At 41.6% G+C, this 14,400-nt stretch carries 9 protein-coding genes; 1 reads left to right on the top strand and 8 read right to left on the bottom strand.

The genetic code is table 11. From position 1 onward, the window contains the following. Positions 1–122: 122 nt before the first annotated feature. The 4 genes from FTU05_RS13990 to FTU05_RS13975 all read right to left on the bottom strand — a co-directional run bounded on the left by FTU05_RS13990 (position 123) and on the right by FTU05_RS13975 (position 3,880). Positions 123–470: a lysozyme inhibitor LprI family protein gene (locus FTU05_RS13990; protein ID WP_078189819.1), complete on the bottom strand. Its 348-nt coding sequence runs from the start codon at positions 468–470 to the stop codon at positions 123–125. Between the two features lie 157 nt (positions 471–627). Continuing rightward, entirely contained in the window at positions 628–1,236 is a 609-nt protein-coding gene (locus tag FTU05_RS13985) for an OmpW family protein (protein WP_180035020.1), read from the bottom strand. A 306-nt stretch (positions 1,237–1,542) separates the two neighbouring features. Continuing rightward, positions 1,543–2,910, bottom strand: a complete 1,368-nt coding sequence (locus FTU05_RS13980) for a Na+/H+ antiporter family protein (protein ID WP_180007047.1) — start codon at positions 2,908–2,910, stop codon at positions 1,543–1,545. Positions 2,911–3,004: 94 nt separating this feature from the next. Next, the gene (locus tag FTU05_RS13975) at positions 3,005–3,880 is read right to left on the bottom strand and encodes an alpha/beta fold hydrolase (RefSeq protein WP_180078033.1); all 876 of its coding nucleotides are present in this window, start codon (positions 3,878–3,880) and stop codon (positions 3,005–3,007) included. 128 nt (positions 3,881–4,008) lie between these two features. On the opposite strand from FTU05_RS13975, the gene FTU05_RS13970 reads away from it, so the two are divergent. After that, complete coding sequence (locus FTU05_RS13970; RefSeq protein ID WP_078189823.1) at positions 4,009–4,491, top strand: DUF4442 domain-containing protein; 483 nt, start codon at positions 4,009–4,011, stop codon at positions 4,489–4,491. Positions 4,492–4,541: 50 nt separating this feature from the next. Here FTU05_RS13970 and FTU05_RS13965 read toward each other — a convergent pair whose 3' ends face one another. The 4 genes from FTU05_RS13965 to rpoB all read right to left on the bottom strand — a co-directional run bounded on the left by FTU05_RS13965 (position 4,542) and on the right by rpoB (position 14,189). Then, complete coding sequence (locus FTU05_RS13965; protein ID WP_078192840.1) at positions 4,542–4,898, bottom strand: DNA transfer protein p32; 357 nt, start codon at positions 4,896–4,898, stop codon at positions 4,542–4,544. 129 nt (positions 4,899–5,027) lie between these two features. Then, a complete protein-coding gene (locus tag FTU05_RS13960; RefSeq protein WP_180002852.1) occupies positions 5,028–5,570 on the bottom strand; it encodes a hypothetical protein in 543 nt (180 codons plus the stop codon). 160 nt (positions 5,571–5,730) lie between these two features. After that, the gene (gene rpoC / locus FTU05_RS13955) at positions 5,731–9,930 is read right to left on the bottom strand and encodes a DNA-directed RNA polymerase subunit beta' (protein ID WP_078192842.1); all 4,200 of its coding nucleotides are present in this window, start codon (positions 9,928–9,930) and stop codon (positions 5,731–5,733) included. A 170-nt stretch (positions 9,931–10,100) separates the two neighbouring features. Continuing rightward, positions 10,101–14,189, bottom strand: coding sequence for a DNA-directed RNA polymerase subunit beta (rpoB, locus tag FTU05_RS13950; RefSeq protein ID WP_180002850.1), 4,089 nt, complete (start codon positions 14,187–14,189; stop codon positions 10,101–10,103). Positions 14,190–14,400: the final 211 nt, after the last annotated feature.

Raw genomic sequence — 14,400 nt, 5'->3', positions numbered from 1 at the left:
GTGGAGCGACAATTGATGTAATTCGAGAATACATCCAAAACCAAGAAAGACCCGACTGAAAAGGCGTGCTATCCATCTCCATCTAAATCACAGATTATAGATGGAGAATTCCGCACATTTAGTTAAAAAGGTCCTTGTTTATAAACGCGGTCCATGTAGAGATCCAGTTTTTGCTGCCGCATTTTATATACATCACTTAAACAACTGACATTGTCACGGCACTGATCGCGTAGTTGTAGCCATTTTATTTGTTGATCTTGAATTGCACCACGTGTCCCCATGGGAACCAAATGACGAATAATCGTATAGGTCGTGGCCATTTTGACATCGGCATCATTAATACTCCGGTTATCACAAACCGCATGTTCGGTAATGGTTTTCGCCTTTTTACAATCAAAACTTGCGGCATAACTTGTCGAAATAAAATAAGCACTGCCCAAGACCAGCATACCCTGAATAATTTTTTTCATCGTCTTTTCTCTTCATCCAACTTGCTGATTTATCTCGACTCTAACAGTTCTACCTAAATTTTCTATTGCCTATTTGTTCAATTCGATCAACTGATGGATGGAATATGCTGCATAAAAAAACCCTGCCATTCGACAGGGTTTTAAAATTAGCTACAGTTTAGAATTTGTAGCTATAACCAATTGTATACACCATTGGATCGATATCTAAATCAAAAGTTGTAACATCTTTAATTTCAACTTCTGGGCTGATCTGTGCATAACGCGCATCAAAGAAAACACCCCAGTTTTTTGCATCAGCTGGCTGGTAGTTAAAACCGACTTGACCTGCAAAACCAAAGTCTTCTTTTACTTTTACTTTAGCACCAGCTAAATCACCACTTGCTTTTTCATCCCACGCAACAAATGCTGTACCACCTACACCAATATACGGTGTGAAACGTGTTGAATTTTTAAAGTTATATTTTGCAGTAATTGTAGGTGGCAAATGTTTGACCTTCACACCAGCATCTACAGCACCTGTAACATTTACATCATGACTTATTGGCGTTGCCAAAAGTAATTCAGCTGAAATGTTGTCATTAAAGAAATATTCAATTGATGGTGTAAATGCATATTCATGATCTGCTTCAACATTTACTGCGCCGTTTAAAATACTTGTGTCAGAAGTAGGGGCTACCACAGAACCACCAACTTTCACTTGCCATTGACCAGCCATCGCTGATGCAGACATACCCAATAATGCAATAAGAGCAGCTTGTTTTAACATTTTTAAACAACCTTCTAGAATGAATAATTAATATTAAACATTAGTATTAAAATTATGCAATAACATTATTTAATAATTTATTACATTATTATATAAGTTATTATTAATTAAATATATTTATTTTAATCATAGTGCAATGCTTGGTTTTATATTTTCACCGTTATAATTAATTTATTATTCATAATATACCAACCTTTTTAATCAGAATTAATAAAATGAATTATTTTAATCCAACCAAAATCCTCAGAATTAAATAACAAAAAAGGCGATTATATAATCGCCTTTTTATTTATCTTTGAAAATTTTTTAGAGTACCATTGCGGCAATCCAACCAAAGATCATTAATGGAATATTGTAGTGAATGAAGGTCGGGACCACACTATCTTTCATGTGGTCATGCTGACCATCCATATTAAGGCCTGATGTTGGGCCTAAAGTTGAGTCTGATGCCGGAGAACCTGCATCTCCTAAAGCTGCTGCTGTACCAATAATGGCAATCGTTGCCGCTGGGCTAAAACCAAATTGAATACAAAGTGGTACATAAATAATGGCCAAAATTGGGATTGTTGAGAATGAAGAACCAATACCTAAGGTAATTAATAGCCCTATCAATAGCATCCAAAATGCAGCTAAACCTCGGCTGTTTCCAATCCATTCAACCGAAGCTTGTACCAGTATTGGTACTTGATTCGTAGCCTCAATCACAGATGCAAAGCCCTGCGCAGAAATCATAATGAAACCAACCAGTGCCATCATGCGCATACCACTGATAATGACATCATCGGCTTCTTTCCACTTAAAAATACCTGCACAGCTTAAGATCGCAACACCAACAAGACCCGCCAAAATCATCGACTCAGATATGACTTGAACAGAAAGCGTAGCAACCACTGCAACCGCAGCCATAATCAAAGTAAATTTAGCGACTTGTGGTTTACCATTTTCATCTGCTTTTACATCAGATGAGATGGTGTGCTGTGATTCCTTAACCTGAACGTCAGCATACTCTCGTGGTTTACGGTAGCTATAAAAAACAGCAATTAATAAGCCAACAAACATCCCAAATACTGGAATTGCCATAGCAGTTGGAATTTGGTCATAGCTGATGTTGAAACCATATGGCTTACCAAAGGTATTGATGTTTTGACCTAAAATATCATTAAGGAAAATAGCACCAAAACCAAAAGGTACCAGCATATAAGTCGCCACAAGACCAAAAGTCAGAACACAAGCAATCAAACGACGGTCAAGTTTTAAATGATTAAATACGCTGAGTAATGGTGGAATTAATACTGGAATAAACGCGATGTGCACTGGAATCACGTTTTGTGAACATACGGCGGCTAAAGCGATAGTAGCGAAAATTACGTATTTCACGCGATTCTGGGCTTTCACATTACTATTACCTTTGAGTTTAGTAATGAGTTGATAAGCCAGTAAATCTGGCAAACCTGAACGCGCAAGTGCCAAAGCAAATGCCCCCAACACGCCATAAGCAAGTGCGATTTGAGCACCGTTGCCTAAGCCACTATTAAACGCTTCGATGGTGCCATGAATACCAAGGCCAGCTAACAAGCCACCTGTTACTGCACCAATGATCAGTGCAAATACAACAGGCACGCGTGCCAGCGACAGCCCAAACATGACTGTAATTGCGGCAAGAATAGCAAACATAAGAAAAAGGGAGTCTGACAAAAAACCGTATTTTATCAGAATTTGCTCTCTATTTAGCCCTCTATCGATGAACTGACACTGTTGAAAGATTTACTTAAAGCTGCTGTGATTGCGCAAATTGAGCGATGTAACCTGCAATTTTTTCGGGTTGGCTCAGCACAGCCCAATGATTGGCATTGACTTCAACCACCGATAAATCCTCAACCCATTTAGGTAATTCTTTAATGTAGTCTGGACTGACAAAATTATCATGTTTCAACACAATCGCTTGTACAGGACAGACCGCATGACGTTGTCTAGGCTGAGTTAAGCGAGGAATAAAATTAGCACGGTAAAGCGCAATACCGTGTTTACCATCATGCTGAATATTATGATTCAAAGGCAATTCTTGAGTACGTTCTAAATCATTCACAATTTTTCCCCAACGTTCAGCATTCAAAAAATGCCACGCGGTCGGTGCCAAAAATGGTAATTGGAATACCCCGATGTACCATGACTTACTTAATAATTTGAGTAATTTTTTCTGCTGATGCTTAAAGCTATTTCTGAGCAAAAATGCCGCATGATCCAAACATGGCCCAGAAATAGTTGAATAAGACAAAATACGTGAGCGAAATTTTGGCTCAGTCACCGATTCCCAAGATTGGATAGAGCCCCAATCATGCGCGGCCAAATGAAAACTACGCTCGCCTAATACCGCTTGCGTCACACTATCTAAATCAAGTGAAAGTTGTTCTAAACGGTAATCTCGTACTTTACGGGGCACAGAGGACTGCCCTGCACCTCGCACGTCATAGGTGACGATATAAAATTCATTAATAAGATGTTCAATAACCGGTTCCCATACTTCCTGATTATCAGGATAACCATGAACCAAAACCAATGCCGGCTTAGTTTCATCACCCCATGTCTTCACATAGAGCCGTTGTTGATCTGTGGTATTCACCCATTGCGTATTTAGTGGTTGCATTCTTCTTGTCCTTTTATCGATTCCATCGAATTGACGTTTTATTTGTGAACATGGGCAATGTGATCAATGCCACAGTTTTGAAACTCATTTAGTATGCAAAGTTCAGCATAAAAAAAAATTGACCCAGTATGAGCATAATCCAGAAAATAATGACAATGCCTATTGTCTCTAAATTCTTACTCAATCATTATGCCCCTTATAAAGGTGCTGGCATTTCGATTGATAAAATTGATCTCGCCAATTATCACATTCGCGTCAAAATGCCATTAACTCGAAAAAATCAAAATATTGTCGGTGTACATTTTGGCGGTAGTCTATATTCAATGGTTGACCCATTTTATATGTTGATTTTGATGCATCACCTTGGCTCACGTTATATCGTGTGGGACAAAGCGGCAAATATCCAATTTTTATCTCCCGGGCGTGGAACGGTATACGCCGACATCCAGCTCGACCCAAATGAAATCAATCATATTAAAAACTTAGCAGATAACCACGCACCTGTTTTACGGAACTATAGCTTAAATATTTTTGATGAAGCAGGCTTACGTATCGCTGAAGTTCAAAAAACCCTATACATTCGTCGCAAGCAACCCCGTCCACGCAAATAAAAAAGGCGCTTATCTTTAAGCGCCTTTTCATTCAATTTTATCGGATTGGATTAGCGATTTTGCTCAATTGCAGCACCTGCACCACCACCGATTGCACCACCAATCGCAGCACCAGTGTTACCACCAAAGATACTTTTACCGACTGCAGAACCAATCGCACCACCTACACCACTATATGTAGCATTTCGGTTTGAACCATTTTGAGTTTTACTACCGACAGCTGCACCAGCGCCACCACCAACGGCTGCACCTACACCACCACCGACATTATTACCCACACCACCACCAATGGCACCACCTAAAGCTGCAGCACCAATACGCTGTTCATTGGGCGACATGCTTTCACAACCAGCAAGCATTAGGGTCGACATCATCGCGACTGCGCATACGCTCATTACTTTTTTCATTGTGATGTTCCTTGTCTTCTTCAATACCTATGATTCTAAAACCATTGTATGAAACAATTAAACATAGCTTGTTACGGCTTGGAGCATAAATGCTGCATTTTGTAAAAACCACGCCTAATCGCTTACGAATCACTCAGGGTTTTCATCCAAAATCATCAAATCTTTTGTGGTTTCACCATTTTCAGTCAGCACAGCATGAGAGAGTTTGGCTTTGCTTTCTGGATCTGTTACCTGATCTAGTTTTAGCGTGCGTTTAATCGGTTCCTGCCCTTTCTTAAACTCTACACCTTCTGCATCAATATTGGTGTTTTGACGAATAATCTGACCGTCCTGCTTCACCGTAGTCTTGGTTTCAATTTTAGAAGTCGGGATGATGACACCACCACGTTGTACTACTGGAATCGATAATTTCTTTTCAGAAAAATCACTTTGGTGATCTGAAAGTTCAATTTCACGTGCCACGATATCCTGACCTTTATTGGTCATTTCTAACACTGTTGCAGTTACTTGGCGTACAGGTTCTTGACCTGCAACACGGCGAATCACTTCTGTTTTTAGTACTGGAACTACAGCTTTATCTTCTACCACAATCGAATTGGGCATAGGTGCAGCAATCGCTGTCAATGAGCTGAATAATGCAGAAACTGCGAATAATTGCTGTGTGAATTTCATCAAAAGACCCCGTTATGTTTAAGTTTAAAAATCAAGAGATGTGTTATGTTCTATTTTTACTATAGGAAATATTTCAATATTAGGAAAGCTTTAATTTTCAATTCATCCACATAAAAAAAGCCACCCGAAGGTGGCTTTTTTGGAATGATTTAAGGGCTAATTAAAGACCGTTAAATTCATCGCTAAATGCTTGGCTTAACGCTTGATCTACATCAGAGAAGTCATTGTGAAGCTCAAGCTCTGCAGCTTCAGACTCTTGACGACGACGTTCTAAGTGGTATGCCAAACCTGTACCCGCTGGGATCAGACGGCCTACAACCACGTTTTCTTTCAGACCACGTAATTCATCTTCTTTACCTGTTACAGCAGCTTCAGTTAACACACGAGTTGTTTCCTGGAACGATGCAGCAGAAATGAACGAGTCAGTAGAAAGCGACGCTTTGGTAATACCCATCAATTGACGTTCAAACTTCGCTGGGAACTTGTTCTGAGCTGCCACAGCTTGGTTTTCTTGAACAACGCGGATGTATTCCACTTGCTCGCCTTTGATGAAGCTTGTATCACCACCGTCAGTGATTTCAACTTTACGAAGCATTTGACGTACGATCACTTCAATGTGCTTGTCGTTGATTTTTACACCTTGCAGACGGTATACGTCCTGAACTTCGTTCACGATGTAGTTTGTCAGTGCAACTTCGCCTTTCAAACGTAAGATGTCGTGTGGGTTTTGCGGACCATCAGAAATGGTTTCACCACGGTTCACATGCTCGCCTTCGAACACGTTAATCGTACGCCATTTCGGAATTAGCTCTTCGTAAATCTCAGAGCCATCATCCGGAGTAATCACAAGACGGTTCTTACCTTTGGTCTCTTTACCGAAGCTTACGATACCTGAAATTTCAGCAAGGATCGCATGTTCTTTCGGTTTACGTGCTTCGAACAAGTCAGCTACGCGTGGAAGACCACCGGTAATATCACGAGTACGTGAAGATTCTTGTGGCACACGACCAATAACATCACCGACACCAATTGTTTCGCCATCGCGCACAGTCAGAATCGTGTTTTGTGGTAGGAAGTAGAACTGTTCGCCGCCATCTGTTGTATCCAATACAACAGCTGGACGCATATCTTTACCAGATGCTGGACGTGAAGTTACTGGAAGTACCTCAATAGTCGTCATACCTGTTGCATCATCAGTTTTCGATGTCACAGTTACGCCATCAGCGATTTGGCTGAAACGCACTTTACCTGCAACTTCGGTAACAAGTGGATGTGTATGCGGATCCCAAGTCGCTACGATACCGCCAGCTTCCACAGCTTCGCCATCTTTAATGATGATTGAAGCACCGTATGGAATTTTGTAACGTTCGCGTTCACGACCGATGTCATCTGCGATACCGATTTCACCTGAACGTGAAGTTGATACCAAGTGACCTTTAGCGTGTTGTACTGTTTTCACATTGTGGAAACGTACTGTACCTTTGTTACGAACTTGTACGCTGTTAGCAGCAGAAGTTCGGCTCGCAGCACCACCTACGTGGAACGTACGCATTGTTAACTGTGTACCTGGCTCACCAATTGATTGAGCAGCCATTACACCCACAGATTCACCTGGATTCACCAAGTGACCGCGAGCAAGGTCACGACCGTAACATTTCGCACATACACCGAAAGTAGATTCACAGTTTACAACTGAACGTACTTTCACTTCATCGACACCTTGCTCTTCTAAGTAGTTTGCAAGTTTTTCGTCGATTAAAGTATTACGTGGAAGAATCACATCATCCGAACCTGGTTTCTTCGCATCTTCAGCAAGTACACGACCCAATACTCGAGTACCTAAGTTCTCGATGACATCGCCACCTTGAATGAACGGAGTCATTACAAGACCGTCGAAAGTACCACAATCTGGCTCAGTAATTACCAAGTCTTGTGCAACGTCAACCAAACGACGAGTCAAGTAACCTGAGTTCGCAGTTTTCAATGCAGTATCGGCCAAACCTTTACGTGCACCGTGTGTTGAAATGAAGTACTGAAGTACGGTCAAACCTTCACGGAAGTTCGCTTTAATTGGTGTTTCAATGATCGAACCATCTGGTTTCGCCATCAAACCACGCATACCCGCTAACTGACGAATCTGAGCTGCCGAACCACGGGCACCTGAGTCAGACATCATATAGATCGAGTTGAATGATTTTTGTTTCTCGTCTTCACCCTGTTTGTTTTTAACAGTAGTGAAAGATAAGTTGTCCATCATCGCTTTCGCTACTTGGTCGTTTGTACGCGCCCAAATATCGACAACTTTGTTATAACGTTCGCCGGCAGTTACGAAACCTTGTTCAAATTGTTGTTCAATTTCGCGAACTTCAACTTCAGCTTTTTCGATAATTGCTTGTTTTTGTGGCGGAATCAACATGTCTTCCATACCAACAGACACACCTGAGTGAGTCGCTTGACGGAAGCCCAAGTACATCAATTGGTCAGCGAAGATAACAGTATCTTTTAGACCTAATTTACGGTAGCAAGAGTTGATCAATTTAGAGATGTTCTTTTTAGTCATCTCAACGTTGATTTGTTGGAAATCCATACCTTCAGGTACAACTTCCCAAAGTAAACAACGACCTGGAGTTGTGTCTACAACAATGGTTTGTTGTTCACGGTTACCATTTTCGTCAATGACAGTTTGGTGTACACGTGCTTTTACGCGAGCGTGTAAATCAACTTGACCTGTTGCAAGTGCACGGTTTACTTCGTCAGTATCCGCAAACACCATGCCTTCACCTTTGGCATTGATCGCATCACGAGTGATGTAGTACAAGCCTAAGACAACGTCCTGAGAAGGTACGATGATTGGCTCACCGTTCGCAGGAGAAAGAATGTTGTTTGTTGACATCATTAACGCACGAGCTTCTAACTGAGCTTCAAGTGTTAATGGTACGTGTACCGCCATTTGGTCACCGTCGAAGTCGGCGTTAAATGCCGCACAAACTAACGGATGAAGACGGATTGCTTTACCTTCAATCAGGGTTGGTTCAAATGCTTGAAGACCCAAACGGTGAAGTGTAGGCGCACGGTTCAACATCACTGGATGTTGACGAATTACGTGAGCAAGTACGTCCCAAACTTCTGGAGTTTCACGCTCAACCATTTTCTTCGCAGCTTTAATGGTTGTCGCTTGGCCAGACGCTTGTAGTTTCGCGAAAATGAATGGTTTGAATAATTCAAGCGCCATTTTTTTCGGAAGACCACATTGGTGCAGACGTAAAGTTGGACCTACAGTAATTACCGAACGACCAGAGTAATCGACACGTTTACCCAATAAGTTTTGACGGAAACGACCTTGTTTACCTTTGATCATGTCTGCCAAAGATTTAAGAGGACGTTTGTTCGAACCGGTAATTGCGCGACCACGACGACCGTTATCAAGCAATGCATCTACAGACTCTTGTAACATACGTTTTTCGTTACGTACGATAATGTCTGGTGCTGCAAGGTCTAAAAGACGTTTTAAACGGTTGTTACGGTTGATTACACGACGGTAAAGATCGTTCAAGTCAGAAGTCGCAAAACGACCACCTTCTAGAGGGACCAACGGACGAAGATCAGGTGGAAGTACTGGAAGTACATTCATCACCATCCATTCTGGTTTGTTGTTCGACTCTTTGAACGCTTCCATCAATTTCAGACGTTTAGAGGCTTTTTTAAGCTTCGTTTCTGAAGTTGTATTTGGAATTTCTTCACGAAGACGTGAAATTTCAGCTTCAAGATCGATGTCTTTCAACAAATCTTGAACTGCTTCTGCACCCATTTTCGCAGTGAATTCATCACCGTGTTCTTCTAAAGCAGTGAAGTATTCTTCATCGTTTAGAAGTTGGTATTTCTCAAGTGGAGTCATACCTGGGTCAGTTACAACGTATGATTCGAAATACAATACACGTTCGATATCACGTAAAGTCATGTCTAAAAGCAGACCGATACGGCTAGGAAGTGATTTTAAGAACCAAATATGCGCAACTGGAGAAGCAAGGTCAATATGCCCCATACGCTCACGACGTACTTTTGCAGTTGTTACTTCAACGCCACATTTTTCACAAATGACGCCTTTATATTTCATACGCTTGTATTTACCACACAAGCATTCGTAATCTTTTACTGGACCAAAGATTTTGGCACAGAATAAACCATCACGTTCAGGTTTGAACGTACGGTAGTTAATAGTTTCAGGCTTTTTAACTTCACCATGAGACCACGACTTAATCATTTCTGGTGACGCAAGACCAATACGGATGCGATCAAACTCTACAGGAGCATGACCGTCGGAATCCGTCTTTTTGCGCATGATATCGAGCAAGTCTTTCAATTTTTTTCTCCGTGTGTTGTGGAGATTTTCACTTCACAACTGGGTCACAAATATTGTTTTTTACTGAACAATCCTCCCTCAGTCCCTCCTTTTTCTAAGGAGGGAAGCTCCTGCCCTTTCGAGTGGGAACTCCCCCTTTCGCAAAGGGGGCCGGGGGGATTAATGGTTACTTAGTCACCATTTTTCAGTTCAATGTTGATACCTAAAGAACGGATCTCTTTGGTCAATACGTTGAACGATTCAGGCATACCTGGGTCCATGTAATGGTTACCATCTACAATGTTCTTATAGATACGGGTACGACCTTCAACGTCATCCGACTTCACAGTAAGCATTTCTTGAAGTGTGTATGCTGCACCGTAAGCTTCGAGTGCCCATACTTCCATCTCACCGAAACGCTGACCACCGAATTGTGCTTTACCACCAAGCGGCTGTTGAGTTACTAGAGAGTAAGAACCAGTAGAACGCGCATGCATCTTGTCGTCAACCAAGTGGTTCAGTTTCAACATGTACATGTAACCTACAGTTACTGGACGGTCAAAACGTTCACCTGTACGACCATCATACAATACTGTTTGACCAGTACGTGAAATGCCACCAAGTTCTAACAATTCTTTAATTTGTGATTCTTCAGCACCATCAAATACTGGTGTTGCTAAAGGAACACCTTTACGCAAGTTACCTGAAAGCACCAAGATTTCTTCATCAGTCAAGCTATCAAGATCTTCTTGTTCGCCACCAACTTTGTTGTAAATCTTGTCTAAGAAATCACGAAGCTCAAGTACAGTACGTTGCTCTTTCATCATCTTGTCGATTTGATCGCCAAGACCTTTAGCTGCCATACCTAAGTGAGTTTCAAGAATCTGACCCACGTTCATACGTGATGGTACACCCAGTGGGTTAAGTACAACATCAACTGGAACACCGTTTGCATCGTGTGGCATGTCTTCTACAGGTAAGATGTTAGATACAACACCTTTGTTACCGTGACGACCCGCCATTTTATCACCCGGTTGGATGCGACGTTTTACAGCCAAGTAAACTTTAACAACTTTCAATACGCCAGTTGTCAGTTCATCGCCTGTAGAAAGTTTGCGTTTTTTCTCTGCAAATTTCTCGTCAATTTCAAGGCTCTTCTCTTTCAAGAACACTTGAATTTGAGTTAAACGTTCAGCAATCGCTTCGTCGACTGGTTGGATTTCAATAAGATCAACCAACTCAAGACCAGACAATAACTCTTCAGTTAATTTGTCACCGCGTTTAGTTGTACCGCCACCGTTAGATTCTTGACCTTTCAATAGACGAACAATACGTTCACGAGCCGCTTCTTCGAAGATTTTGTATTCTTCTTTCAAGTCTTTACGGTAAGCATCAAGTTGTGCTTTCTCAATTGCTTGAGCACGTTCGTCTTTTTCAAGACCGTCACGTGTAAATACTTGAACGTCAATTACAGTACCTTTCACAGATGAAGATACACGTAATGAAGAGTCTTTTACGTCAGCCGCTTTTTCACCGAAGATTGCGCGAAGCAATTTTTCTTCCGGAGTTAACTGAGTTTCACCTTTAGGCGTTACTTTACCTACAAGAATGTCACCAGCAGTTACTTCAGCACCGATATAAACGATACCTGATTCATCCAATTTAGAAAGTGCAGCTTCACCCACGTTCGGGATATCCGCTGTAATTTCTTCAGCACCCAATTTGGTATCACGTGCAACACATGAAAGCTCTTGGATGTGGATAGACGTTAAACGATCTTCTTGAAGTACACGCTCTGATAGTAAGATCGAGTCTTCGTAGTTGTAACCGTTCCAAGTCATGAACGCTACACGCATGTTTTGACCCAATGCCAATTCACCGCCATCTGTTGATGGACCATCAGCAAGAACGTCACCACGTGCAACTTTATCACCTAAACGTACAACAACGTTTTGGTTGATACATGTATTTTGGTTCGAACGTGTGTATTTGATCAGGTTGTAGATATCTACACCTGCTTCGCCTGCCACCATCTCTTCTTCGTTTACACGAATAACGACACGAGAAGCATCAACGAATTCAATACGACCACCACGTTTCGCAAGTACACACACACCCGAGTCATGCGCTACGTTTGCTTCCATACCTGTACCAACAAGCGGTTTGTCAGCACGTAATGTAGGAACAGCCTGACGCTGCATGTTTGAACCCATCAATGCACGGTTGGCATCATCGTGTTCAAGGAACGGAATAAGTGATGCCGCTACAGATACAACCTGCTGAGCAGATACATCCATATGCGTTACTTTTTCTGGTGGAATACGTACGAATTCACCTTGGTGACGTACAGATACGAATTCTTCAGTTAAGTTACCGTCTTTATCGATACCAGAATCGGCCTGTGCAATCACAGTACCTACTTCTTCAATCGCAGAAAGGTATTCAACGTCATCCGTTACACGACCATCAACAACTTTACGGTATGGAGTTTCCAAGAAACCGAAGTTATTACATTTCGCATAAACAGAAAGTGAGTTGATCAAACCAATGTTTGGACCTTCAGGAGTCTCGATTGGACATACACGACCGTAGTGAGTTTGATGTACGTCACGTACTTCGAAGCCCGCACGTTCACGAGTCAAACCACCTGGGCCCAATGCTGATACACGACGTTTGTGTGTAATTTCAGACAACGGGTTGTTTTGGTCCATGAACTGAGACAACTGGCTTGAACCAAAGAATTCTTTGATTGCAGCAGCAACTGGTTTCGCATTGATTAAATCTTGCGGAGACAAGTTATCAGTTTCAGCTTGAGATAAACGTTCTTTAACAGCACGTTCAACACGAACTAGACCAACACGGAATTGGTTTTCTGTCATTTCACCAACAGAACGAACACGACGGTTACCCAAGTGATCGATATCGTCGACTTCACCTTTACCGTTACGGATTTCAACTAATGTTTTCAATACATCAGTGATGTCTTCGTTCGAAAGAATGCCTTCAACTTCACGAGACTTCTGATCCGTACCCACTTCGTAAGGACGACCCAAACGACGGTTGAACTTCATACGACCTACTGGTGATAAGTCATAACGTTCAGAAGAGAAGAATAAATTGTTGAATAAGTTTTCAGCAGCTTCTTTTGTTGGTGGCTCACCCGGACGCATCACTTTGTAGATTTCTACAAGTGCTTCTTCACGACCAGTTGTAGTATCTGCACGTAAAGAGTCCGCAATGAATGGACCACGGTCGATGTCATTAGTATAAAGTACGTTGAATTGTTTAACGCCGCCTTCAGCCAATTTCACCATAATTTCATGGCTAAGTACGGTATTTGCCGCAACAACTTCGCCATCACGTAACGTTACATCTTCAGCAACGATACGTTCATATAGGTATTCATCAGGAACAGAAAGTTTTTCAAGACCTGCTGCTTCCATTTGACGAACATGGCGCGCGTTAATACGTTTACCTTGTTCAACAATTGTTTTACCGTCTGTACCCACGATATCAAACTGTGCCATTTCGCCACGTAGACGTTCTGGAACCAAGTCAATTTGATAGCTACCCATATCAAGATATACAGGTACTTTTTCGTAGAACATGTCTAGGATTTGTTCGTTGTTATAACCCAAGGCACGAAGCACAACAGTCGCAAGTAATTTACGACGACGGTCAATACGAACATATACAAGATCTTTTGCATCGAATTCAAAGTCTAACCATGAACCACGGTAAGGAATGATACGAGCAGAATAAAGAACTTTACCGCTAGAGTGAGTTTTGCCTTTATCGTGGTCAAAGAACACACCTGGTGAACGGTGTAATTGAGATACGATTACACGCTCAGTACCATTGATCACAAAGGTACCGTTGTCTGTCATAAGTGGCATTTCACCCATGTAGACTTCTTGCTCACGCACATCTTTGATTGTTTTAGTTTCGCGATCTTTAATGATCAGACGAATTTTTACACGCATTGGCGCCGCATAAGTTGAGCCACGAAGAATACATTCGCGCACATCAAATTCAGGCTTACCAAGACTATACTCAACAAATTCTAAAGCAGCATTGCCAGAATAACTTTCAATAGGAAAAACTGAACGAAATGCGGCTTGGAGACCGATATCTTCGCGGTTTTTTGGAGTTTTGCCGTCTTGAAGGAAAGTTCGGTACGAGTCGACTTGAATCGCGAGCAAGTACGGAACATCCATTACCTTGGGCAATTTACCAAAATTCTTACGGATCCGTTTCTTTTCGGTATATGAGTATGCCATCTGGAGTCCTCGGAAAGTAAACTAAGTCCGCCTGCAGAACGAACTTAGAAGGAATTACGCAGGCCGATATGGCCACCACTTTCACAAATGCTGCAATTTTTAGTGGTATTAAAACGCTTAACAATATTTTTTTACTGAAAAATATTGGTAAGCGTTTGGTTTTATAAATTATTTTTAATTTGTATGATTTTTATATCATGCAAACAAAAAT

Source organism: Acinetobacter sp. YH12049, from assembly GCF_013419875.1.
GTDB classification, from domain to species: Bacteria; Pseudomonadota; Gammaproteobacteria; order Pseudomonadales; family Moraxellaceae; genus Acinetobacter; species Acinetobacter amyesii.
This window is presented reverse-complemented; position numbering and strand designations above follow the sequence as displayed.

What these genes read in the sequence shown, in the direction of transcription:
- FTU05_RS13990 (WP_078189819.1), bottom strand. Translation starts at nt 470, where the DNA reads ATGAAAAAAATTATTCAGGGTATGCTGGTCTTGGGCAGTGCTTATTTT.
- FTU05_RS13985 (WP_180035020.1), bottom strand. Translation starts at nt 1,236, where the DNA reads ATGTTAAAACAAGCTGCTCTTATTGCATTATTGGGTATGTCTGCATCA.
- FTU05_RS13980 (WP_180007047.1), bottom strand. Translation starts at nt 2,910, where the DNA reads ATGTTTGCTATTCTTGCCGCAATTACAGTCATGTTTGGGCTGTCGCTG.
- FTU05_RS13975 (WP_180078033.1), bottom strand. Translation starts at nt 3,880, where the DNA reads ATGCAACCACTAAATACGCAATGGGTGAATACCACAGATCAACAACGG.
- FTU05_RS13970 (WP_078189823.1), top strand. Translation starts at nt 4,009, where the DNA reads ATGAGCATAATCCAGAAAATAATGACAATGCCTATTGTCTCTAAATTC.
- FTU05_RS13965 (WP_078192840.1), bottom strand. Translation starts at nt 4,898, where the DNA reads ATGAAAAAAGTAATGAGCGTATGCGCAGTCGCGATGATGTCGACCCTA.
- FTU05_RS13960 (WP_180002852.1), bottom strand. Translation starts at nt 5,570, where the DNA reads ATGAAATTCACACAGCAATTATTCGCAGTTTCTGCATTATTCAGCTCA.
- rpoB (WP_180002850.1), bottom strand. Translation starts at nt 14,189, where the DNA reads ATGGCATACTCATATACCGAAAAGAAACGGATCCGTAAGAATTTTGGT.